Raw genomic sequence first — 21,801 nt, forward strand, 5'->3', positions numbered from 1 at the left:
GAAGGGAGTTGCGGAGTGTGATCGGAAGGTCACGCGGTGACCCTAGTCGGTCACTTCCGGCGTACGCCCGCCTCCTCGCCGTACTCACCGAGGATGATGACGTCGAACGCGGCCCCCGCGAACACCCGCACGGCGCGCAGGGCCTCGCCGAGCCGGTGCCGGTGGCTGCCGCCGAGGGCGGTGGCGCCGGACGGCCGGGCCGGGGCTGGGGTGATGGTCGCTGCACTCATGTCTCCATGGTGGATTTCCGCACCCGAGAACGGAATCGGTCTCGGGGCCGAACCTCGACCGCTCCCGCGTAGCCCTCCGGGTGGACCGCCTCCCCTGAGGGGGGACTACCCGCCCCCTAGGGGAAGGAGAGGCGCTGGAAAATTCATTGGCACCGCTCTCCCCCGATTACCTAGAATCTCCGCTCTTGCCCGCCTCCCTCACGGAGTGCCGCCGTCCGGCCGGAACCGGACGGCATCGATCGCCCCACACTCACGCAGGTCCCCGACGGAGGCACCCCCTTGTCCACGCCCGCCGACGGCCCCCTCTTCCGCGAGCGCGCCCATCTCTCCGCGTCCCGTGCCGCGCTGCGCGCCATGCGGGAGGACGTCGAGTCGCTCGACATCAGTGACGTCACCGCGAACTGGGTCAACGCCCAGATCCTGGAACACCAGATCGGCGAGCGGATCAAGGCCCTCGCCGATCTCAGCGACACGCCACTGTTCTTCGGCCGGCTCGACTATCTGCATGCACCGGGTGCGGAGCAGGCGGAGGGCGCGGAGGGGGAACGCTTCTACATCGGGCGTCGGCATGTGCACGACGCCGATGGCGACCCGATGGTGATCGACTGGCGTGCGCCGGTGTCGCAGCCGTTCTACCGGGCGTCCAAGAAGGACCCGATGGACGTCGGCCTGCGCCGCCGCTTCGGCTACACCGGCGGCGATCTCACGGCCTACGAGGACGAGCACCTGTCCGACCCCGCCGAGGCGGCGAAGGCCAGCAGGCTGCTCCAGCAGGAGATCGAGCGCCCGCGTGTCGGCCCGATGCGGGACATCGTGGCGACCATCCAGCCCGAGCAGGACGAGATCGTACGGTCGGGACTCTCCGGGACCGTCTGCGTACAGGGTGGTCCGGGCACCGGGAAGACGGCGGTCGGCCTGCACCGGGTCGCGTACCTCCTCTACGCCCACCGGGAGCGGCTCGCCCGCACCGGCACGCTCGTCATCGGGCCGAACAGCTCCTTCCTGCACTACATCGAGCAGGTGCTGCCCGCGCTGGGTGAGCTGACGGTGCGGCAGGCGACGGTCGACGACCTCGTGGCGCACGTCGAGGTGCGCGGCACGGACGACGCGGCGGCCGCGATCGTCAAGGGCGACGCACGGATGGCCGAGGTCCTCCGCAACGCCCTCTACGCGCACGTCACGCTGCCGACCGAGCCGGTCGTCGTCGTGCGCGGCTCCCGGCGCTGGCGGGTCCCGGCGTACGAACTCGAGGAGATCGTGCGGGAGTTGCTGGACCGAGGCATCCGCTACGGCGCCGCCCGCAAGGCGCTGCCGCAGCGGATCGCGCACGCCGTGCTGGTGCAGATGGAACGCTCGGGTGAGGCGCCGGACGACCGGGTGCAGGACGCGGTGGCCCGCAACGCCGCGGTGAAGGCGGCCGTCAAGGCGGTCTGGCCGCCCGTCGACCCGGCGAAGCTGGTGCTGCGGCTGCTGACCGACGCGGACTTCCTCGCCGTCCATGCGGACGGGATCCTCACCGAGGAGGAGCAGAAGACGATCCTGTGGGCGCGGCCGGTGCGGTCGGTGAAGTCCGCCAAGTGGTCGCCCGCCGACGCGGTGCTGATCGACGAGGCGACGGACCTCGTCGACCGCACGCCCTCTCTCGGCCATGTCGTCCTCGACGAGGCGCAGGACCTCTCGCCCATGCAGTACCGGGCGGTCGGCCGGCGCTGCACCACCGGCTCCGCGACCGTCCTCGGCGACCTCGCGCAGGGCACCACGCCGTGGGCGACGCGGAGTTGGGACGAGGCCCTCACCCACCTCGGCAAGCCGGACGCGGTGATCGAGGAACTGACGGCCGGTTTCCGCGTCCCGACGGACGTCATCACCTACGCCTCACGTCTCCTGCCCCACATCGCACCGGGGCTGGCGCCGGTGGCGTCGGTCCGCGAGAACCCGGGGTCGTTCGAGGTGCGGCCGGTCACCGGCGATGCGGACGTGGTCGCGGCGTGCACACAGGCGCTGCGCAACGAGGGCTCGATCGGCCTGATCGCCGCCGACGCCCGCGTACCGGCCCTCGCGGAGGCCCTGACGGCGGCGGGCATCCCGTACCTCTCGCCGGGCGAGGAAACAACCCCCGACTGCCGCCTGACCCTGGTCCCGGCCTCCCTCGCCAAGGGCCTGGAGTACGACTACGTCGTCCTCGACGAGCCCCGAGCCGTGGTCGACGGAGAACCGGACGAACGCACCGGCCTACGCCGCCTGTACGTGGCCCTGACCCGAGCGGTGTCGGGCCTGACGGTGACCCACGCGGCACCGCTGCCGCCGCAGCTGGCCTGAAATCGGTCCGCGGGCAGTCGTGCCGCTGGGGCGATGGGGGTCCCCCCGCTCGAGCGAAGCCGAGAGTGGGGGAGGGTGGGCGCGGGCGGCACCCCATCAGCGCCGGGCTGCGCCACCCACCCCGCCCGGCCCCACGCCGGTCCCGTCACACCCCGTCCAACACCCGCCGCCACTCGGCGACGGCCTCCACCGCGACCGGCCCGTCCCAGCCCTGCGGCCGAGCCGCCCCGCCGATGTGGAAGGCGTCGATCCCGGCGTCCAGCAGGGCCGGCACGTGGTCCAACCGCAGCCCCCCGCCGACGAGGAGTTGTTGCTCGTATCCCGGCTCCCCGCGCCGCCGCGCCTCGGCAAGCAGCGTGGGGAGGCCGTCGTCGACGCCCGCGGCCGACCCGGCCGTCAGGTAGGTGTCCAGCCCCGGGAGGTCCGCGAGTTGCTTACGCAGCGCGTCCCGGTCGGCGGCCCGGTCGATCGCCCGATGGAACGTCCACCGGCAGCCCTGCAGCACCCCGGCGACCCGTTCCACCGCCGCCAGGTCCACCCCGCCGTCCGGGTCCAGGAACCCGAGCACGAACTGATCCGCCCCGGCCTCCCGCATCTCCCCCGCAACCCGCACCAGCCGCTCGACGTCCCCGGCGGCGAATCCGTCCGCGAGCCGGAGCATCACGCGTACGTCGATGTCGACGGCGGCCCGGATCGCGGCGACGGTCCCGACCGGCGGGGTGAGCCCGTCGGCTGCCATGTCGGTGACCAGTTCGAGGCGATCCGCACCTCCGGCCTGGGCGGCGACCGCGTCCTCGGCGTCGAGGGCGATCACCTCCAGGACTGCACGCGTGCTCATAGGACCCCTTCCTTGGGCGTTCCCCGAAGCGGCTACAGGTCTAGTCCAATATCAGGGTACGCCCGGAGGGATCGAGGTCGCGAGACGACCACCGCCGGCCCTCAGCCGAGCCGTCAGCCGAAAATGTTCAGCTCCGCCGCCCCCACCCCCGCCAGCTCGTATCCCGCCGCTCCGTCCACCGGCCGCCCCGCATACAGCCGTACGAGCGTCGCCGCGTCCCCGATGTACCGCGCCGGCGTCCGCTCCCCGCTCGCCTCACCGAACCGCAGCGGCTCGTCCACGTCGTCGAGGTCGGCGTGCAGCGGCACATGCCCCCGCTCACGGGTGATCCGGACCAACAGCTCCAGCGCGTACGGCAGCCCTTCCCCCTCGTACGCCCCCGGCTCCCCGAGCGCCTCGCGCACGTCACCGGCGTGCACCCACTCCCCCAGCGCGACCCCGTCCAGCGCCCCACCCGCCTTGGCGATGGCCGGCCCCGCGTCGGTCATCCCGCGTTCCAGTTCGTCGACGACCTGCTCGTTCGTCCAGTCGGCGCGCTCGGCGATGTCCCGGTCGTTCGCCTCGGGGGAGAACACGCCCTGCTCGAACCGGCTCTCCACCACCCTCATCAGAGCGGCCGAACAGTGCGCCAGCACATCCCGCACCGTCCACCCCGGACACGCGGTCGTGGGAGTCGCGAAGTCCCCGTCCGTCCTCCCCCGCAACAGCGGGATCAGCGCGTCCCGCTCCACCACCAGCAGCCGACCCGGCAGCTCCGGATCCCGTACGTCGCCGTGCATGTCAGCAGTAGTCATGGCCCCACGCTAAGGGTCGGGCCTCCGACAGGGGAGAACCACGCAGCCGCGCGCGACAATGCCCCCATGACCGACCCCGACACCCTGCGCATCCGCTTCACCCGCGCGCTCGAAGCCGCCCGAGCCCCCGCGGGCGGCCCCGATCCGGCCCCGTACGCCGACAACCTGATCGCCCGCTGGCAGGAGCCGCAGCGCCGGTACCACACGCTCGCGCATCTCACCGCCGTGCTGGATCACATCGACGTGCTGGAGAAGTACGCGGACGATCCGGACGTCGTCCGGCTGGCCGCCTGGTTCCATGACGCGGTCTATTTCCCCGACCGCTCCGAGAACGAGGAGCGGTCGGCCCGTCTTGCCGAGCGGGCGCTGCCCGAGGCCGGGGTGTCCGAGGCGAAGGCGGCCGAGGTCGCCCGGCTGGTCCGGCTCACCGCGGGCCACGCCCCGGCCGACGACGACCGGGACGGCCAGGTCCTGTGCGACGCCGACCTGGCGATCCTCGCCTCGCCCCCGTCGTCGTACGCCGTCTACACCGCCGCCGTCCGCGAGGAGTACGGCTTCGTCCCCTCCGACGCCTTCCGGGCCGGCCGCGCCGCCGTCCTGCGCGAACTCCTCGCCCTGCCCCGGCTGTTCCGCACCCCGTACGGCGCGGAGCACTGGGAGGCGACGGCCCGCTACAACATCACCTCGGAGCTGGAAATCCTGTCGTCCTGAGCGGGTGCCGGCCTCTAGCCTGCGGTGCATGACAGACATGGGTGGGGAACGGGTGCGGGAGGCCGTCGCGGGTGCCGTCGCGGTGCTGCGGACGGCGACCGAGCGGGACTGGGAGAGCGTCGACGCGGGCTCGCTGACGTGGAGTTGTCGCAGGACGGCCGAGCATGTCGCAAGCTGTCTGCTCGCGTACGCGGGCCAACTGGCGGGGCGGGTGCAGGGGGCTTACTCCCCGTTCAGGATCAGCATCGTGGACGGCACGAGCAACGAGGAGCTGCTCCAGGTCGTCGAGACAACCGGCGCGCTGCTCACCGCGGCCGTCCGCACCGCGCCCCGCGAGGCGCGCGCCTTCCATCCGTACCCCTTCCGCAGCGCGGGCCGCGACGGCTTCGCCGCGATGGGTGTCACCGAGGTGGTGCTGCACACATACGACATCGCCGAGGGGCTCGGCCTCACCTACGAACCGCCCACCGAACTCTGCACGTTCGCGCTCGGCACGATCTTCCCGCACATCCAGCCCGGCCCCGACGCCTGGCGCACCCTGCTGTGGGCCACCGGCCGCGGCGAACTGCCTGGCCACGCCCCGGTCACCGAGTGGCGCTGGAACAACAACCTGGTCATCCCTGCCGAGCGCCTCACGCTGGAAGGCGTCACGCCGCTCGCCGCCGCCGACCTCGCCGGGGGCGGCGACGGCGGTTTCGAGTGGGTCGAGGGCGGCCCGTTCGAGGGCACGCGGGAGGCCGCCGGGATGACCGCGAAGGCGTACGAGGCGGGGGTGCACCGCCCGGAGTTCGGACTGTTCGTGCTCGTACGGCAGGAGGACGGCCGGGCGGTCGGCGGCATGGGCTTCCACGGCGCCCCCGACGAGGACGGCCGCACCGAGATCGGCTACGACCTCGCCGAGTCCGCCCGCGGCCACGGCTACGCCACCGACGCGCTGCGGGCGCTGGCCGCGTGGGCGCTGGCGCGGGAGGACGTACGGTCGCTGTTCGCGACGGTCGACCGGGACAACCTGCCGTCGCAGCGGGTCGTCGAGCGGGCCGGGTTCCTGCGGGTCAGCGAGGACGGGGAGCAGTTCGCCTACGAACTGCGGCCCTGATCCGGCCGCTTCCGCCTGCGCAGCCCGGCGCCGTGCAGCAGCCGCACCACCTCGCGGCTGCTGACCTCCACCGCCCCGGCGCGCACCGCATCGGCGTACCGATGGGAGGGGATGTCGTAGTGGTCCCGCTCGAAGGCCCGCCGGGGCGCCCCCAACTCCTCGGCGAACTTGTGGAGTTCGTCGTACGAGACATCGCTGATCAGATGCGACCACATGCGCCCGTGGCCCGGCCAGGTCGGCGGATCTATGTAGACCGTCACGAGGACGGCGCCCCGCCCCCGCAGGATCCCAGCAGGCCGACCGCGGCGACCTTCACGCCTGCCTTGTGGCACACCCAGTGCGGGTCGGGCCCGAGCTCCGGTTCGACGTCCAGCGCATGAGGATCCCCGGAGCCGCACACCGGGCACAGCGGCCAGCGCCCGTACCGCTCCAGCAGCGCATCCTGAACGTCCTGGGCGACCAGCCCGGCCACGTACGAGGCGCCCTCCGGCCACTGTTCCACCCACCAGCGCCGCTGCGCGACGGACTCCTCGACCAGCGACACGACGTCCGCCTCGGCGACCTGGTTCGCGACGAGGTCGGCGAGCACCAGGGCGCGGGCCGCGTGCAACGCCTGCTCAAGGGGGCTGATGGGGTCCATGTCCCCATTGTGCGCACTCTTGACCGCAACACCGAGCCGAAAATATCTTTCATCTGTGACCCGTAACGTGAAGGAAACTTTCGGGACGCCTCCCGCGCCCGCCGCCCTCGCCGCCAAGGTGCGCACGCTCGCCCCGTCGATGACGCGTTCCATGCAGCGGGTCGCCGAGGCTGTCGCGAGCGACCCGGCCGGCTGCGCGGCCCTCACCGTCACCGGTCTCGCCGAACTCACCGGCACGAGCGAGGCGACCGTCGTCCGCACCGCCCGCCTGCTCGGCTATCCCGGCTACCGTGACCTGCGCCTCGCCCTCGCCGGTCTCGCCGCCCAGCAGCAGTCCGGCCGGGCGCCCGCCATAACGACCGACATCGCGGTCGACGATCCCATCGCCGATGTCGTGGCGAAACTGGCGTACGACGAGCAGCAGACCCTGGCCGACACCGCGGCCGGACTCGACACCGTCCAGCTCGGCGCGGCGGTCACCGCGGCCGCGGCCGCCCGTCGTATCGACGTGTACGGCGTCGGGGCGTCGGGGCTGGTCGCGCAGGACCTCACCCAGAAGCTGCTGCGAATAGGGCTGATAGCCCACGCGCACTCCGATCCACACCTCGCCGTGACCAACGCCGTTCAGCTGCGCGCGGGGGACGTCGCCATCGCCATCACCCACTCGGGCTCGACGGGTGACGTCATCGAGCCGTTGCGCGTCGCCTTCGAGCACGGCGCGACCACCGTCGCGATAACCGGGCGCCCGGACTCGTCGGTCACGCAGTACGCCGACCACGTCCTGACCACGTCCACGGCCCGGGAGAGCGAGCTGCGGCCGGCCGCCATGTCGTCGCGGACGAGTCAGTTGCTGGTGGTGGACTGTCTGTTCGTGGGGGTGGCGCAGCGGACGTACGAATCGGCGGGGCCGGCGCTTTCTGCTTCCTACGAGGCGTTGGCGCATCGGCACCGGAGTGGGCCGCGGTAGGGCCGTAGGGCTCCATGCCGTGGTCTGTCTGCAGGCCGTCTGTGGCTGGTCGCGCCCACGCGGCGGAGCCGCAAGATGTCACAGCCCCGCGCCCCTTCTCGGCGTGATCCGACCCCGTACTGAAAAGAGCCGCTTCCTCATGACCTCCATGTCCGATCCCCGTGATCTGCAAGCGCAGTTGGAGACGCTGACCACCGAAGCCTTTCGCCCCGAGCTCGCCGAGATCGACCGGCTGCCCACCCTGGAGATCGCGGCGCTGATGAACGGCGAGGACGCCGGCGTACCCGCGGCCGTCGCCGAGCGTTTGCCGCAGATCGCCGCCGCGATCGACGACATCGCCGCCCGCATGTCCCGCGGCGGCCGCCTCGTCTACGCCGGCGCCGGTACGGCCGGCCGGCTCGGTGTGCTCGACGCCTCCGAGTGCCCGCCCACCTTCAACACGGCCCCGGAGCAGGTCGTGGGCCTGATCGCGGGCGGCCCGGCGGCCATGGTCACCTCCGTCGAGGGCGCCGAGGACTCCGCCGAGCTGGCCCGGCAGGACCTGGACGCCCTGCACCTCACGCCGGACGACACGGTGGTCGGCATCTCCGCCTCCGGCCGCACCCCGTACGCGATCGGTGCCGTCGAGCACGCCTGTGCACGCGGTGCCCTCACCGTCGGCCTGGCCTGCAACGCGCACAGCGCCCTCGCGGCCGCAGCGGACCACGGCATCGAGGTCGTCGTGGGCCCCGAACTGCTCACCGGATCCACCCGGCTGAAGGCGGGCACGGCACAGAAGCTGGTGCTCAACATGCTCTCGACGATCACGATGATCCGCCTGGGCAAGACGTACGGGAACCTCATGGTCGACGTCCGCGCCTCGAACGAGAAGCTGCGCGCCCGCTCCCGCCGGATCGTCGCCCTGGCCACCGGCGCGCCCGACGAGGAGATCGAACGCGCCCTCGCCGCGACCGACGGCGAGGTGAAGGCGGCCGTCCTGACGATCGTCGGCGGGGTCGACGGGGGGACGGCCGCCCGCCTTCTGGAGGAGTCCGGCGGCCATCTGCGCGCGGCGCTCGAGGCATCGGCCCGCTGAGCCGCACCCTCGGGGCATGCGCAAAGACCCAGCCGACGTCGCCGCCGCGCTCCTGCCCCTGGTCGGCGGCCCTGCGAACATCACGTCCGTCGCCCACTGCATGACCCGGCTCCGCCTGGGGCTGGCCGACCCGTCCCGGGTGGAGGAGGAGCGACTGAGGGCGCTGCCGGGGGTGCTCGGTGTCGTCGTGGACGGCGACTCGTACCAGATCGTGCTCGGGCCGGGTGCGGTGGCGCGGGTGACGGCGGAGTTCGAGGCGCTTCTCGGGCGGACGACGGCCGACGAACTGGCGGCGCGGGGCGCGGAGTTGAAGGAGGACCGGCGTCGGCGCAACGCGACCCCGGCGAAGCTGGCCCTGCGCCGCGTCGCGAACATCTTCGTCCCGCTCATCCCCGCGCTGATCGGCTGCGGAGTGCTGGCGGGCTTGAACGGGCTGCTGATCAACGCGGGTTGGCTGCCGGCCGTGACGCCCGCCCTGTCCGCGATCGCCTCGGCCTTCATGGCCCTGATCGCGGTGTTCGTCGGCCACAACACGGCGAAGGAGTTCGGCGGCACACCCGTGCTGGGCGGCGCGGTGGCGGCGATCGTCGTGTATCCCGGCGTGGCGAAGGTGACGGCCTTCGGCCTGCCCCTGTCCCCCGGTCAGGGCGGGGTGCTGGGCGCGCTGGCGGCGGCGCTGCTCGGGACGTACGTGGAGAAGTGGTGCCGCAGACGGGTCCCGCCGACCCTGGACGTCCTGCTGACCCCGACACTGACGGTCCTGGTCGCCGGCCTGGCCACCCTCTACGGCCTGATGTACGCGGCCGGCGAGATCTCCACCGCCATCGGCACCGCCGCGAACTGGCTCCTCACCACGACCGGCGCCCTCGCGGGCCTGATCCTCGGCGGACTGTTCCTCCCCCTGGTGATGCTGGGCCTCCACCAGGCCCTGATCCCCATCCACACCACCCTCATCGAACAGCAGGGCCACACGGTCCTGCTGCCCATCCTGGCCATGGCGGGCGCGGGCCAGGTGGGCGCGGCGATGGCGGTGTACGTCCGCCTGCGCCACGACACCTCCATCCGTACGACGATCAGGTCGGCGCTTCCGGCGGGCCTGCTGGGTGTGGGAGAGCCGTTGATCTACGGCGTCTCCCTCCCGCTGGGCCGCCCGTTCCTGACCGCCTGCGTGGGCGGAGCGGCGGGCGGGGGGTTCGTCGGCCTGTTCGCGATGCTCGGCGACCAGGTCGGCGCGACGGCGATCGGACCGTCGGGCTGGGCGCTGTTCCCGCTGCTGGCGGGCGACAAAGGGCTGGCCCTGACAGCGGCCATCTACGCGGGAGGGCTCCTGACCGGCTACGCGGTGGGCTTTCTGACGACGTACGCGGTCGGCCTCCGCGGGGCCGATACCGACCCGCCTCTCACCTCAGGCTGACACGGGGCCGCCGCCCGTCGTCCCCGCGGCGGACCCCTCGGCCCCTCCGTACTGCGATTTCAGTAGCGCCGATTGTCGGCAGCCACACGACGACAGCGCGGCCCTCTCCCGGACAACCTGGGGCACACGATCGCCCTCAGATGTGGAGACCTCCTGTCGTGGCTACTTTCCTGTATCGAGTGGGCCGTCTGGCCTTCCGGCGACGCTGGTACGTCGCCCTGGTCTGGGCGGCCGTCCTGGCTGCCGTCGGCCTGGGCGCCCTCAAGGCCCCGGGAGCCTCCGACGAGGAGTTCTCCATGCCGGGCATCGAGTCCCAGAAGGCGTTCGACCTGATGGAAGAGCGCTTCCCCGGGGCGACGGCCGACGGCGCGACCGCGCGGGTCGTCTTCGTCGCGCCGGGCGGTGAGAAGGTGACCGCGACCGAGCACAAGAAGGCCGTCGAGGAGGCCATGGCCGAGCTGGGCGACGGCTCGCAGGTCGCGTCCGTCGTCGACCCGTTCCAGGCGAAGGCGGTCAGCGCGGACGGGACGACGGCGTACGCGACCGTCACCTACAAGGTCGGCGCGGGCGACCTCACCGACGCCGGCAGGACACAGCTGGTGAAGACCCTCGACCAGGCCCGGGACGCCGGGCTGACCGTCGAGGCCGGCGGCAGCGCGATGGACGACGGCGGCGGTGCGGGCGGCATGGCCGAGGTCATCGGCGTCGCGATCGCAGCCGTCGTCCTCCTCGTCACCTTCGGCTCCCTGGCCGCCGCCGGACTGCCGCTGCTGACCGCGATCATCGGCGTCGGCGTCAGCATGGCCACGATCCTGGCCCTCTCCAGCGCCCTCGGCCTGTCCACCACGACCGGCACGCTCGCCATGATGCTGGGCCTCGCCGTCGGTATCGACTACGCCCTGTTCGTCGTCTCCCGCTACCGCGAGGAACGCGCCAAGGGCCGTGCACCGCAGGAGGCGACCGCACTGGCGGCCGGCACGGCCGGGTCCGCGGTCGTGTTCGCCGGGCTGACCGTCGTCATCGCGCTCGCCGGGCTCGCGGTCGTCGGCATCCCGATGCTCACCAAGATGGGCCTGGCCGCCGCCGGCGCGGTCGTCGTCGCCGTACTGATCGCGCTGACGCTGGTCCCGGCGTTCCTCGGTTTCTGGCCGAACGCCGTGCTCCCGCGGCGGGCCCGCAAGAGCGGCCGGGTCGAGCAGAACACCGAGAACAACGGCGGCACCCGCTGGGCGCGCTTCGTGCTGCGCCGCCCGCTGCCCGTGCTGCTGCTCGGCGTCGTCGGGCTCGGTGCGCTCGCGTTGCCGGTGACCGACCTGCAGCTGGGCATGCCCGGCGACGAGGCCAAGCCCACCTCCACCACCGAACGCCGGGCCTACGACGCGCTCGCCGAGGGATTCGGGCCGGGCTTCAACGGGCCGTTGACCGTCGTCGTGGACGCCAAGGGCGACGACGACCCGAAGGCCGCCGCGGAGACGATCGCGAAGGAGATCGGCGCCACCGAGGGCGTGGTTTCCGTCTCCCCGGCCCGTTTCAACGACGCCGGTGACACCGCCGTCTTCCAGGTCGTGCCGTCCACCGCGCCGACCGACGAGAGGACCAAGGACCTGGTGACGGCCATCCGCGGTGAGCGGCCCGGGGTCGAGTCCGAGACCGGGGCGACCTTCGAGGTCACCGGCACCACCGCGCTGAACATCGACATCTCCGACAAGGTGCAGGCCGCGCTGGTCCCGTATCTCGTGGTCGTGGTCGGCCTGGCGATCGTTCTGCTGCTGGTGGTCTTCCGCTCCCTGCTCGTCCCGCTGAAGGCGGCCCTCGGCTTCCTGCTGTCGGTGCTGGCGTCCCTCGGCGCGGTCGTCGTGGTCTTCCAGCAGGGGCACGGCGCCGAAATCCTGGGCGTGGAGCAGACCGGGCCGATCATGAGCCTGATGCCGATCTTCCTGGTGGGCATCGTCTTCGGCCTCGCCATGGACTACGAGGTGTTCCTGGTCTCGCGGATGCGGGAGGCGTATGTCCACGGCGAGTCGCCCCGCCAGGCGGTCACGTCCGGCTTCCGGCACAGCGCCCGCGTGGTCGTGGCCGCCGCGCTGATCATGATCGCGGTGTTCGCCGGGTTCGTCGGCGAGAGCGACTCCATGATCAAGATGATCGGGTTCGGACTGGCCTCCGCCGTCCTGTTCGACGCCTTCGTCGTCCGGATGGCGATCGTGCCCGCCGTACTCGCTCTGCTCGGCGACAAGGCCTGGTGGCTGCCGAAGTGGCTGGACCGGCTGCTGCCCCGCGTCGACGTGGAGGGCGAGGCGCTCAGCCACCGCTCGGAGAAGGAGCCGGCTCCGGACACCACAGCCGACCTGGAACCGGTACGCATCTGATCCAACCGCCCCCCACCGGGGCCGCCCGTGGCGAAGGACACGGGCGGCCCCTCGGGCGTTCCCACCCGGAGTCGCCCACCATGGACCCAGTCCACCGACCGGAGAGCCCGATGACCACCAGCCCGGAGCGGCGGTACGCGGACCGCCTGGAGAGTTTCTCGGAGCGCAACCCCGTCGTCGTCGACGTGGTCCTGGCCGCGGCGCTGATGGGCTCGGCGACCCTCGGCAGCATGCTCACCCTGCCCGGCGTCGAGCCGCCGGACCAGGACAGGACCGCCACCGTCCTCCTGGGCGTGGCCTGCCTCGCCCTGCTCAAGCACCGCAGCCACCCGCGCATCGCACTCGCCGTGACCGCCGTGTGCACGGTGGCCGTGATCGCGCTGGGCTACCTGCTCACCCCCCTGCTGCTGGCACCCGTCATGGCGGCGCTCTACTGGCTGGCGACCCACACCGACCGCGGGACCACCCGCGTCTACGGCATCACCACCATGGTGGCGGTGACGGTCGCGGCAGGGGCCTCCGACTCCATGGACCACGTGTCGCTGCTGCTCAGGACCCTCGGCCCGTTCTTCTGGCTGCTGCTGCCCCTCGTCGCCGGCAACATGACCCGGCTGCGGCGCGCCTACCTCATGGCGGTGCAGGCCCGTGCCGAGCACGCGGAGCGCACCCGCGAGGAGGAGGCGCGGCTGCGGGTCACCGAGGAGCGCATGCGCATCGCCCGTGAGCTACACGACGTCGTCGCCCACCACATGGCCCTCGCCAACGCCCAAGCGGGCACGGCTGCCCACCTCGCGCTCACCAATCCGCAGCAGACGCAGAAGATCCTCACCGATCTGACCGGCACCACGTCCTCCGCGCTGCGCGAGCTGAAGGCCACGCTGGGCCTGCTGCGGCAGAACGACGACCCGGACTCCGCACCGCTGGAGCCGTCCCCCGGCCTCACCCGCCTGCCCGAGCTGATCTCGGCATGCGCATCGGCAGGGCTCACCGTCACGGTCACCACGGAAGGGGAGCCCCAGTCGCTCTCACCCGGCGTGGACCTGACCGCGTTCCGGATCGTGCAGGAGGCGCTCACCAACGTCACCAAGCACGCCGCCGCGGAAGCCGCCCACGTACGGCTCGCGTACTCCGGCTCCCGTCTGCTGATCACGGTCAGCAACGACGGCCCGGCCACCGCTCCCCTTCCCGAAGCCGCGCAGAGCCGGGGCTTCGGCATGATGGGGATGCGCGAGCGCGCCCACTCCATCGGCGGCGAACTGTGTGCGGGCCCCCGCCCCGAGGGCGGCTTCGAAGTCACCACCGCACTGCCGCTGCGCCCTCTCGCCCCGCAGGAAGAACACACGCCATGACGATCCGCGTACTGCTCGCCGACGACCAGGCCCTGCTGCGGGCCACCTTCCGCATCCTGATCGACTCCTGCGACGACATGACGGTGGTCGGCGAGGCCTCCGACGGCGCGGAGGCAGTGGACCTGACCCGCGCCCACCACCCCGACGTCGTCCTCATGGACATCCGCATGCCCGGCACGGACGGCCTGGCCGCCACGTCCGCCATCTGCGCCGACCCGGACCTGTCCACCACCCGCGTCCTCATCCTCACCACCTTCGAGACCGAGGACTACGTCGCCCAGGGGCTGCGCGCCGGTGCCAGCGGCTTCCTCGGCAAGGACGTCACCGCCGACACCCTCCTGGCCGGCCTGCGCACCGTGGCCTCCGGCGAGGCTCTCCTCTCGCCCGGCGCCACCCGCACCCTCATCACCCGTTTCCTCACGACCCCCGCCCCCGGCACCCAACTCGCCTCCCCGGAACGCCTGACCGACCTCACGGACCGCGAACGCGAGGTGATGGCCCTGGCCGCGGAAGGCAAGTCCAACACCGAGATCGCCGAGGACCTCACGCTGAGCCCGCTGACCATCCGCACCCACATCCACCGGGCCATGACCAAACTCGGCGCCCGCGACCGCGCCCAACTGGTCGTCATCGCCTACCAGACAGGGCTGGTCCAGGCGGCTCCGCCTGCCCCGTGAGCGGATTCGATCGCAGCCAGGGCGGAGGCCAAGAGGTCAGGATCTGACCTCATTGGCTCCTAGCGTGGCTGTCATGAATGAGACCACGCATCCCACCGTCACCGACGAGCGCACCGACCTGCTGGAAGCGCTGGCCCACCAGCGGCGCTTCCTGCGCCTCACCACCCGCGACCTCACCGACGAGCAGGCCGGGCAGCGAACCACCGTCAGCGAGTTGTGCCTGGGCGGCCTGATCAAACACGTCACGTCGACGGAGCGTCACTGGGCGGACTTCATCCTGAACGGCCCGTCGCCGAAGGACGACTTCACCGCCATGACCGAGGCCGACTGGGCCCGGCGGGCCGACGAGTTCCGGATGCTGCCCGGCGAGACGCTGGCCGGCGTGCTGGCCGAGTACACCGAAGTCGCCCGCCGAACCGACGAGTTGGTCACCGCCCTGCCCGACCTGAACGCCGACCATCCGCTGCCCGAAGCCCCGTGGAACGAGCCCGGGGCTCGATGGTCGGCCCGCAGGGTGCTGCTGCACATCATCGCCGAGACCGCCCAGCACGCCGGCCACGCCGACATCATCCGCGAGTCCCTGGACGGCGCGAAGAGCATGGGCTGACGCACCGACCGCCCGTCCCGAACCCGGCCGGCCGGAGGCCCTGCCGGCCGGGTTCTGCGGCGCGTGCCGAGGCGAGCGCGCCCCCAACCACAACAACGTGCCCCGGCCCGCCTCCGCAGTCCACGCCCCCGCGGCCGAGATCCGTGCCGCAATGTCCCGGCCCCCAGGACACCGAAGAACTCAAGGACCACGCAGACTGACACCATGAACCACGCCCAGCTCACCGCCCTCGGCCGTGCCCTCCGTCTCCTCGGTGAGCACGGCGAAGCCCTCACCCCCGACACCCCGGACGCCAAGCTGCACGAGGTCAAGGCGGATCTGCAACGCGCCCTGGATCTGCTGGAGGAGAGCGTCAGCACGGCCGCGCCCACCACCCGCTGCCCGGAGCATCCCACCGGCCCCGTCGACGAGAGCGCCCCCGACCTCTGTCTGCTGTGCGAGACCCGGCGCCGGGCGGCCCGCCGCGCCGAGTTCAACGGGCCCTCCGCGCCACCCCGCCCCACCGGAAACGCCCCCTCCCGGTACGGCGTGCGCGCCGACCGCCCCCAGCCCCAGCAGCGCTGGCTGCCGGAGCTGTGGAACGGTCAGGAGTGGCAGTTGTGCGGCACCCCGCGCCGCGACCGCCGTGAGGCCGAGCTGTACATCGCAGCCCAGCGGCGCGGCTCCCGGCCCGCCATGGCGTACCGCCTGGTGCACGAGTTCACCGACTACGAGGTGCTGCGCGTGTGGGGCACACCGGTGCGGGTCGACATCGAGCCGATGGGCAACCTGTAGGCCGTACGACGAGCTCGAACGCCTACGCCTTCACTGCGGAGACCTGCGCCGGTTCCGCCTCAGCGGCCACCGCCGCGCCGACCGCCGGACGCCCGCGCGGGATGAACGACGCGACGGCGAAGGCGAGCAGTGCCGCTCCCGCGCCGATCGCGAGAACCGTGCGGAAACCCTCCTGGGAGGGCAGCGCGACGGGGCCGAGGTTGATGGTCATCTGGGCCAGGATGACGCCCGCCACCGCGCTCGCCGTGGACGTACCGATGGACCGCATCAGGGTGTTGAGGCTGTTGGCCGCGGCCGTCTCGGAGGGGTCCACCGCGCCCATGATGAGCGCGGGCATCGAGCCGTAGGTGAAGCCGATGCCGGCGCCGATGACGCAGGAGACCAGGACGAAGTGCCAGACGGCGTCCATCAGCACGATGTTCAGGCCGTAGCCTCCGGCCACGATCAGGGCGCCGATCATCAGAGTGACCTTCGGGCCCTTGGCCTTGGACACGGCGGCGGAGACCGGTGCCGTCAGCATCATCACCAGACCGGACGGCGCCATGACCAGACCGGCGGCGAGCATCGACTGGCCCAGGCCGTAGCCGGTGGCCTCGGGCGCCTGCAGCATCTGCGGAATGACCAGGGACATCGCGAACATCGCGAAGCCGACGGCCACCGAGGCGAGGTTCGTCACCAGCACCTGACGGCGGGCCGTGGACCGCAGGTCCACCAGCGGCTGGGTGACACGCAGCTCCCACCGGCCCCACACCAGCAGGACGACGACGGCCGCGACGAACAGGCCGAGCGTGGTGCCGCTGGTCCAGCCCCAGTCCGCCCCCTTGGAGATGCCCAGGAGCAGGCAGACCAGGCCGACTGCCAGGCCGAGTGCGCCGATCAGGTCGAACCGTCCGCCGGTGCGGACCTTCGACTCGGGTACGAGGGTCAGGACGAGGACACCGGCCACGACACCGAGGGCGGCCGAGGTCCAGAAGAGGACGTGCCAGTCGAAGTTGTCGGCGATGAGCGCGGCGGCGGGCAGACCGAGGGCGCCGCCGACGCCGAGGGAGGCGCTCATCAGCGCGGTGGCGGAGCCGAGCCGTTCGGCGGGCAGTTCGTCGCGCATGATGCTGATACCGAGCGGGATGACACCGGAGGCCAGACCCTGCAGCACCCGTCCGACGATCATCGGGACCAGGGAGTCGCTCAGCGCGGCCGTGACCGAGCCGGCCACCAGCAGGACCACGCTGACCAGCAGCATGTGGCGCTTGCCGTACATGTCACCGAGCCGGCCCATCACCGGCGTGGCGACGGCGGCGGCGAGCAGCGTGGCGGTGACGGCCCAGGCGGTGTCCGAGGAGGGGGCGTCCAGGAGCTGCGGCAGCTCCGGGACGATCGGGATCACCAGGGTCTGCATCAGGGAGACGACGATTCCGGCGAAGGCCAGCACCGCCACCACGGCGTTCGACCTCGGCGGGGCTGTTCCCCCGGCGTCGGCGGGTCGGGCAGGGGCGTGGGACATGACTGGCCTCCGGTCGCGATGAGTGATGCTTGACTCAGGCAACCTTAAGTCAATTGCTTGACTTACTCAAGAAATACCGGTCACGGCTGGACCAGAAGAGCGACGGCCCCGGCGTTCACTGCATCGCCAGGGCCGCCCACTGCCACCGACCGTCAGCTCAGCAATCCCAGCGACGCCGCGTCGTACGGGGCCAGCTCCTCGAACCGGCCCGCCAGCACCTTCGCCGCCCACTGCGGGTCCTGGAGCAGCGCGCGACCGATGGCCACGAGGTCGAACTCGTCGCGCTCCAGGCGGTCCAGGAGGTTGTCGAGGCTGCCCACGCCGGCGCCCTCCCCCTGGAAGGCCTTGAGGAACTCACCGTCCAGGCCGACCGAACCGACGGTGATGGCGGACTTACCGGTCAGCTTCTTCGTCCAGCCCGCGAGATTGAGGTCCGAGCCCTCGAACTCCGGGAGCCAGTAGCGGCGCGTGGAGGCGTGGAAGGCGTCGACGCCGGCCGACGCCAGCGGGGTCAGGATCGCCTCCAGCTCCTGAGGCGTCTCGGCGAGCCGCGCGTCGTAGGCCTCCTGCTTCCACTGCGAGTAGCGGAAGATGACCGGGAAGTCCGGCGAGACCGTCTCGCGCACGGCGGCCACGATCTCCGCCGCGAACTTCGTACGGGCCACCGGGTCGCCGCCGTAGGCGTCCGTACGGCGGTTGGTGCCCGCCCACAGGAACTGGTCGATGAGGTAGCCGTGGGCGCCGTGCAGTTCCACGCCGTCGAAGCCGATCCGCTCCGCCGCGGCGGCGGCCTCGGCGAAGGCCGCGATGACGTCGTCCAGGTCACGCTGGGTCATGGCCCTGCCGGTGCCGTCCGTGCCGTCCAGGCGCAGCCCGGACGGGCCGACCGCCGGGGCCTCGGGGAACGGCGGCTTGCCCGCGCTGCGCACCATGCCGATGTGCCACAGCTGCGGCACGATCCGGCCGCCGGCCGCGTGCACCTCCTCGGCGACCTTCGCCCAGCCGGCCAGCTGCTCCTCGCCGTGGAAGCGCGGGATGTTGCCGCTCTCCCCGGCGGACTCGTGGCCGACATAGGTGCCCTCGGTGACGATCAGGCCGACGCCCGCGGCCGCGCGGCGGGAGTAGTACGACGCCACATCCGCGCCGGGGATGCCGCCCGGGGAGAAGGAGCGGGTCATCGGAGCCATCACGATGCGGTTGGGGACGGTCAGGCCGCCGACGGTGAACGGGCGGGCGAGGACCTGGGCCGCTCGGGAGACGGAGGACGCGGTGACGGTCATGTGGGGGTTCCTCGGAGCAGCTCGACGATAGATGCGTGTGCATACTTGCACAGCATTAACTTCCTCGCCGGACCCCGCATTCCGCCCCCTCTCCGACTCCGGTGTGATCCCGGGCACGCCCGAGGGCGGCACCCCCTGCTGCCAGGGAGTGCCGCCCTCGGTCCAACGGACGGTCGATCAACCGGAGTTGATCAGAAGTCCATGTCACCGCCCGGCATGCCGCCGCCGGCGGGCGCGGCGGCCTTCTCCGGCTTGTCGGCGATGACGGCCTCGGTGGTGAGGAACAGCGCGGCGATGGAGGCGGCGTTCTGCAGAGCAGAGCGGGTCACCTTCGCCGGGTCGATGATGCCTTCCTTGACCAGGTCGACGTACTCACCGGTCGCGGCGTTCAGGCCGTGGCCCGGGGTCAGGTTGCGCACCTTCTCCACCACGACACCGCCCTCGAGGCCGGCGTTGACGGCGATCTGCTTCAGCGGGGCCTCGAGCGCGAGCTTCACGGCCTGGGCGCCGGTCGCCTCGTCACCCTCGAGCTCCAGCTTCTCGAACACCTGGGAAGCCTGGAGCAGGGCCACGCCACCACCGGCGACGATGCCCTCCTCGACGGCCGCCTTCGCGTTGCGGACGGCGTCCTCGATGCGGTGCTTGCGCTCCTTGAGCTCGACCTCGGTGGCGGCACCGGCCTTGATGACGGCCACGCCGCCGGCCAGCTTCGCCAGGCGCTCCTGGAGCTTCTCGCGGTCGTAGTCCGAGTCGCTGTTCTCGATCTCGGCGCGGATCTGGTTGACCCGGCCGGCGACCTGGTCGGCGGAGCCGGCGCCGTCGACGATGGTGGTCTCGTCCTTGGTGATGACGACCTTGCGGGCGCGGCCCAGGAGGTCCAGGGTCGCGTTCTCCAGCTTGAGGCCGACCTCCTCGGAGATGACCTCGCCGCCCGTGAGGATGGCGATGTCGCCGAGCATGGCCTTGCGGCGGTCACCGAAGCCCGGGGCCTTGACGGCGACGGACTTGAAGGTGCCGCGAATCTTGTTGACGACCAGGGTCGACAGGGCCTCGCCCTCGACGTCCTCGGCGATGATCAGCAGCGGCTTGCCCGACTGCATGACCTTCTCCAGGAGCGGGAGCAGGTCCTTGACGTTGGAGATCTTGGAGTTGGCGATGAGGATGTAGGGGTCCTCGAGCGACGCCTCCATGCGCTCCATGTCGGTGGCGAAGTACGCCGAGATGTAGCCCTTGTCGAAGCGCATGCCCTCGGTGAGCTCGAGCTCGAGACCGAAGGTCTGCGACTCCTCGACGGTGATGACGCCTTCCTTGCCGACCTTGTCCATCGCCTCGGCGATGAGCTCGCCGATCTGGGTGTCGGCGGCGGAGATGGAGGCCGTGGAGGCGATCTGCTCCTTGGTCTCGACCTCCTTGGCCTGGTCGAGCAGCGCACCGGAGACGGCCTCGACGGCCTTCTCGATACCGCGCTTCAGGGCCATCGGGTTGGCGCCGGCGGCGACGTTGCGCAGGCCCTCCTTGACCAGGGCCTGGGCGAGAACGGTCGCCGTGGTCGTACCGTCACCGGCGACGTCGTCCGTCTTCTTGGCGACTTCCTTGACCAGCTCGGCGCCGATCTTCTCGTACGGGTCCTCGAGCTCGATCTCCTTGGCGATGGAGACACCGTCGTTGGTGATCGTGGGGGCGCCCCACTTCTTCTCGAGGACGACGTTGCGGCCCTTGGGGCCGAGGGTGACCTTGACGGCGTCCGCGAGCTGGTTCATGCCGCGCTCGAGGCCGCGCCGCGCCTCCTCGTCGAACGCGATGATCTTGGCCATGTGAAGTGGTCCTCCCAGGACTGGGGGTGATTACTTCGGACCGCGCCCGCGCCCGCGACGGACGGCTCGCCTGCCTCGTGGTTCCTTGCCCCACCCGGCCTGCGGCCTCACCGACCCGGTCCTTCTTTGTCACTCTCACCTTCAGAGTGCTAACGCCAATGATTAGCACTCGGGCATGGAGAGTGCAAGCGCCTGCGGGCGGGCTCCGTGCGGGGCGGGGGTCGGATGACGGGTGGGAGGAGGCGCCTTCCACGGACCGAGGCCGGCCTCCGGGCAGGCCGAAGGGCTCGCACCCCAGGGGGTGCGAGCCCTTCGAAGAACAGAAGAACGTCGCTGCAGTCGGCGCGTGCTTCAGCTGGTCGCGAGCCGGACCATGTCCGCCTGCGGCCCCTTCTGGCCCTGCGAGATCTCGAAATCGACCCGCTGACCCTCTTCCAGGGTGCGGTATCCGTCCATCTGGATCGCGCTGTAGTGGACGAAAACATCCGCACCACCGTCGACCGCGATGAAGCCGTACCCCTTCTCCGCGTTGAACCACTTGACGGTGCCCTGAGCCATGCCTAACTCCCCTATTACTGGCCCTTGCACAGATCCACACTTCGCGGATCCGGGTCAGACCTCACCCCCCATTGGTCGGGGGCGTGCGCCGGAACGCGTCGACCGCGGCTGAATGTATCTGTCCAACTGCCGTCTGCAACAGGTCAATCGGACGAGAATTCTGGGCACCAAGGGTCGGGAATTTGCGGAGGATTCGCCCGAATTCAGGGCAAGTCGGGCCCCGTAAAGGGAATGAAAGACGCAAAAGAGCCACACACTTTGGCTGCTTCTTATCGCACGCGGAGCCGGAACTCATATGCGTCCGGCATGCGGGTCGCAGCGCGTTCCCCAACTGTACCGCGCTCAATCACACTGAATTGCCCCCTCCGCTTCTCTCACGGAGGGGGCAATTCGATGAACATTGCGTAACCGGCGTTACTCACGGTAACGCAGGAGTGGGTCAGCCGCCCGCGACCGCCGGGATGATGGAGACGCCCGCACCGTCCGGGGTCGCCGTCTGAAGGCCCTGCTCGAAACGGACGTCGTCGTCGTTGACGTACACGTTGACGAAGCGGCGCAGCTTGCCCTGGTCGTCCAGGACGCGGGCCGAGATGCCCGTGTGGTTCTTCTCCAGATCGGCGATGACGTCGGCGAGGGTCGCACCCTCGGCGGCGACCTCTGCCTGACCACCGGTGTAGGTGCGCAGGATGGTGGGGATGCGGACGGTGACGCTCATGAATTTGACCTCCGGTCGGGGTTACGGGCCTAGGGGCGCGGGGCAGTGTCGATATGCGGCTCCGCCGCGCGGG

21 protein-coding genes are annotated in these 21,801 nt (G+C 71.4%); 11 read left to right on the forward strand and 10 right to left on the reverse strand.

All coding sequences use genetic code 11. The annotated features are described in order from the left end of the window. Positions 1-50: 50 nt before the first annotated feature. Entirely contained in the window at positions 51-230 is a 180-nt protein-coding gene (locus ACFV7R_RS21210) for a hypothetical protein (protein ID WP_129798469.1), read from the reverse strand. 279 nt (positions 231-509) lie between these two features. Here ACFV7R_RS21210 and ACFV7R_RS21215 point away from each other — a divergent pair, with 279 nt between their 5' ends. Continuing rightward, positions 510-2,549 carry a HelD family protein gene (locus ACFV7R_RS21215; RefSeq protein WP_385265548.1) on the forward strand — a complete coding sequence of 680 codons (2,040 nt, stop codon included), beginning with the start codon at positions 510-512 and terminating at the stop codon, positions 2,547-2,549. Positions 2,550-2,694: 145 nt separating this feature from the next. Here ACFV7R_RS21215 and ACFV7R_RS21220 read toward each other — a convergent pair whose 3' ends face one another. Continuing rightward, the gene (locus ACFV7R_RS21220; RefSeq protein WP_385265551.1) at positions 2,695-3,387 is read right to left on the reverse strand and encodes a copper homeostasis protein CutC; all 693 of its coding nucleotides are present in this window, start codon (positions 3,385-3,387) and stop codon (positions 2,695-2,697) included. 113 nt (positions 3,388-3,500) lie between these two features. After that, positions 3,501-4,181: a maleylpyruvate isomerase family mycothiol-dependent enzyme gene (locus ACFV7R_RS21225; protein ID WP_385265553.1), complete on the reverse strand. Its 681-nt coding sequence runs from the start codon at positions 4,179-4,181 to the stop codon at positions 3,501-3,503. A 66-nt stretch (positions 4,182-4,247) separates the two neighbouring features. Here ACFV7R_RS21225 and ACFV7R_RS21230 point away from each other — a divergent pair, with 66 nt between their 5' ends. Together ACFV7R_RS21230 and ACFV7R_RS21235 are read left to right on the forward strand one after the other, a co-directional pair. After that, the gene (locus ACFV7R_RS21230; protein WP_385265555.1) at positions 4,248-4,892 is read left to right on the forward strand and encodes a hypothetical protein; all 645 of its coding nucleotides are present in this window, start codon (positions 4,248-4,250) and stop codon (positions 4,890-4,892) included. A gap of 28 nt (positions 4,893-4,920) precedes the next feature. Beyond that, entirely contained in the window at positions 4,921-5,988 is a 1,068-nt protein-coding gene (locus ACFV7R_RS21235) for a GNAT family N-acetyltransferase (protein WP_385265557.1), read from the forward strand. Here the strand turns inward: ACFV7R_RS21235 and ACFV7R_RS21240 are convergent. Then, on the reverse strand, positions 5,970-6,248 hold the full coding sequence (locus ACFV7R_RS21240) for a DUF4031 domain-containing protein (protein ID WP_385265560.1): 279 nt from the start codon (positions 6,246-6,248) through the stop codon (positions 5,970-5,972). The two genes, ACFV7R_RS21235 and ACFV7R_RS21240, sit on opposite strands and share 19 nt — an antisense overlap. After that, complete coding sequence (locus tag ACFV7R_RS21245) at positions 6,245-6,628, reverse strand: hypothetical protein (protein ID WP_385265562.1); 384 nt, start codon at positions 6,626-6,628, stop codon at positions 6,245-6,247. The genes ACFV7R_RS21240 and ACFV7R_RS21245 overlap by 4 nt, the downstream gene beginning before the upstream one ends. A gap of 55 nt (positions 6,629-6,683) precedes the next feature. On the opposite strand from ACFV7R_RS21245, the gene ACFV7R_RS21250 reads away from it, so the two are divergent. From ACFV7R_RS21250 to ACFV7R_RS21285, 8 genes are all read left to right on the forward strand, one after another. After that, positions 6,684-7,595 (forward strand): MurR/RpiR family transcriptional regulator, encoded by a 912-nt coding sequence (locus ACFV7R_RS21250; protein ID WP_385265564.1) that lies wholly within the window; start codon positions 6,684-6,686, stop codon positions 7,593-7,595. Positions 7,596-7,734: 139 nt separating this feature from the next. Continuing rightward, positions 7,735-8,670 (forward strand): N-acetylmuramic acid 6-phosphate etherase, encoded by a 936-nt coding sequence (gene murQ, locus ACFV7R_RS21255; protein ID WP_385265567.1) that lies wholly within the window; start codon positions 7,735-7,737, stop codon positions 8,668-8,670. A 16-nt stretch (positions 8,671-8,686) separates the two neighbouring features. Next, the gene (locus ACFV7R_RS21260; protein WP_385265569.1) at positions 8,687-10,084 is read left to right on the forward strand and encodes a PTS transporter subunit EIIC; all 1,398 of its coding nucleotides are present in this window, start codon (positions 8,687-8,689) and stop codon (positions 10,082-10,084) included. 158 nt (positions 10,085-10,242) lie between these two features. Next, positions 10,243-12,453 carry an MMPL family transporter gene (locus ACFV7R_RS21265; protein ID WP_385265572.1) on the forward strand — a complete coding sequence of 737 codons (2,211 nt, stop codon included), beginning with the start codon at positions 10,243-10,245 and terminating at the stop codon, positions 12,451-12,453. A 110-nt stretch (positions 12,454-12,563) separates the two neighbouring features. Beyond that, on the forward strand, positions 12,564-13,802 hold the full coding sequence (locus ACFV7R_RS21270; protein ID WP_385265574.1) for a sensor histidine kinase: 1,239 nt from the start codon (positions 12,564-12,566) through the stop codon (positions 13,800-13,802). Continuing rightward, entirely contained in the window at positions 13,799-14,479 is a 681-nt protein-coding gene (locus ACFV7R_RS21275) for a response regulator (RefSeq protein WP_385265575.1), read from the forward strand. Before ACFV7R_RS21270 ends, ACFV7R_RS21275 begins: the two co-directional genes overlap by 4 nt. A gap of 73 nt (positions 14,480-14,552) precedes the next feature. Continuing rightward, on the forward strand, positions 14,553-15,086 hold the full coding sequence (locus tag ACFV7R_RS21280; RefSeq protein ID WP_385265577.1) for a DinB family protein: 534 nt from the start codon (positions 14,553-14,555) through the stop codon (positions 15,084-15,086). Between the two features lie 204 nt (positions 15,087-15,290). Then, on the forward strand, positions 15,291-15,860 hold the full coding sequence (locus ACFV7R_RS21285) for a hypothetical protein (protein WP_385265579.1): 570 nt from the start codon (positions 15,291-15,293) through the stop codon (positions 15,858-15,860). A 22-nt stretch (positions 15,861-15,882) separates the two neighbouring features. On the opposite strand, the gene ACFV7R_RS21290 is transcribed toward ACFV7R_RS21285, so the two are convergent. From ACFV7R_RS21290 to ACFV7R_RS21310, 5 genes are all read right to left on the reverse strand, one after another. Further along, positions 15,883-17,361 carry an MFS transporter gene (locus tag ACFV7R_RS21290; protein ID WP_385265580.1) on the reverse strand — a complete coding sequence of 493 codons (1,479 nt, stop codon included), beginning with the start codon at positions 17,359-17,361 and terminating at the stop codon, positions 15,883-15,885. Positions 17,362-17,513: 152 nt separating this feature from the next. Next, the gene (locus ACFV7R_RS21295; RefSeq protein ID WP_385265583.1) at positions 17,514-18,641 is read right to left on the reverse strand and encodes an NADH:flavin oxidoreductase; all 1,128 of its coding nucleotides are present in this window, start codon (positions 18,639-18,641) and stop codon (positions 17,514-17,516) included. A 191-nt stretch (positions 18,642-18,832) separates the two neighbouring features. Then, the gene (gene groL, locus ACFV7R_RS21300) at positions 18,833-20,455 is read right to left on the reverse strand and encodes a chaperonin GroEL (RefSeq protein WP_129798482.1); all 1,623 of its coding nucleotides are present in this window, start codon (positions 20,453-20,455) and stop codon (positions 18,833-18,835) included. Between the two features lie 351 nt (positions 20,456-20,806). Continuing rightward, positions 20,807-21,013 (reverse strand): cold-shock protein, encoded by a 207-nt coding sequence (locus ACFV7R_RS21305; RefSeq protein ID WP_019057200.1) that lies wholly within the window; start codon positions 21,011-21,013, stop codon positions 20,807-20,809. A 439-nt stretch (positions 21,014-21,452) separates the two neighbouring features. Next, positions 21,453-21,728: a MoaD/ThiS family protein gene (locus ACFV7R_RS21310; RefSeq protein WP_385265587.1), complete on the reverse strand. Its 276-nt coding sequence runs from the start codon at positions 21,726-21,728 to the stop codon at positions 21,453-21,455. Positions 21,729-21,801: the final 73 nt, after the last annotated feature.

The sequence above is a fragment of the Streptomyces sp. NPDC059866 genome (assembly GCF_042731325.1).
Lineage (GTDB): Bacteria > Actinomycetota > Actinomycetes > Streptomycetales > Streptomycetaceae > Streptomyces > Streptomyces flavusporus.

Bases quoted from the DNA above. Each gene is read 5' to 3' on its own strand.
- murQ (WP_385265567.1), top strand. From the start codon at position 7,735: ATGACCTCCATGTCCGATCCCCGTGATCTGCAAGCGCAGTTGGAGACG.
- ACFV7R_RS21235 (WP_385265557.1), top strand. From the start codon at position 4,921: ATGACAGACATGGGTGGGGAACGGGTGCGGGAGGCCGTCGCGGGTGCC.
- ACFV7R_RS21270 (WP_385265574.1), top strand. From the start codon at position 12,564: ATGACCACCAGCCCGGAGCGGCGGTACGCGGACCGCCTGGAGAGTTTC.
- ACFV7R_RS21280 (WP_385265577.1), top strand. From the start codon at position 14,553: ATGAATGAGACCACGCATCCCACCGTCACCGACGAGCGCACCGACCTG.
- ACFV7R_RS21260 (WP_385265569.1), top strand. From the start codon at position 8,687: ATGCGCAAAGACCCAGCCGACGTCGCCGCCGCGCTCCTGCCCCTGGTC.
- ACFV7R_RS21220 (WP_385265551.1), bottom strand. From the start codon at position 3,387: ATGAGCACGCGTGCAGTCCTGGAGGTGATCGCCCTCGACGCCGAGGAC.
- ACFV7R_RS21275 (WP_385265575.1), top strand. From the start codon at position 13,799: ATGACGATCCGCGTACTGCTCGCCGACGACCAGGCCCTGCTGCGGGCC.
- ACFV7R_RS21305 (WP_019057200.1), bottom strand. From the start codon at position 21,013: ATGGCTCAGGGCACCGTCAAGTGGTTCAACGCGGAGAAGGGGTACGGC.
- ACFV7R_RS21310 (WP_385265587.1), bottom strand. From the start codon at position 21,728: ATGAGCGTCACCGTCCGCATCCCCACCATCCTGCGCACCTACACCGGT.
- ACFV7R_RS21290 (WP_385265580.1), bottom strand. From the start codon at position 17,361: ATGTCCCACGCCCCTGCCCGACCCGCCGACGCCGGGGGAACAGCCCCG.
- groL (WP_129798482.1), bottom strand. From the start codon at position 20,455: ATGGCCAAGATCATCGCGTTCGACGAGGAGGCGCGGCGCGGCCTCGAG.
- ACFV7R_RS21230 (WP_385265555.1), top strand. From the start codon at position 4,248: ATGACCGACCCCGACACCCTGCGCATCCGCTTCACCCGCGCGCTCGAA.
- ACFV7R_RS21210 (WP_129798469.1), bottom strand. From the start codon at position 230: ATGAGTGCAGCGACCATCACCCCAGCCCCGGCCCGGCCGTCCGGCGCC.
- ACFV7R_RS21245 (WP_385265562.1), bottom strand. From the start codon at position 6,628: ATGGACCCCATCAGCCCCCTTGAGCAGGCGTTGCACGCGGCCCGCGCC.
- ACFV7R_RS21225 (WP_385265553.1), bottom strand. From the start codon at position 4,181: ATGACTACTGCTGACATGCACGGCGACGTACGGGATCCGGAGCTGCCG.
- ACFV7R_RS21285 (WP_385265579.1), top strand. From the start codon at position 15,291: ATGAACCACGCCCAGCTCACCGCCCTCGGCCGTGCCCTCCGTCTCCTC.
- ACFV7R_RS21295 (WP_385265583.1), bottom strand. From the start codon at position 18,641: ATGACCGTCACCGCGTCCTCCGTCTCCCGAGCGGCCCAGGTCCTCGCC.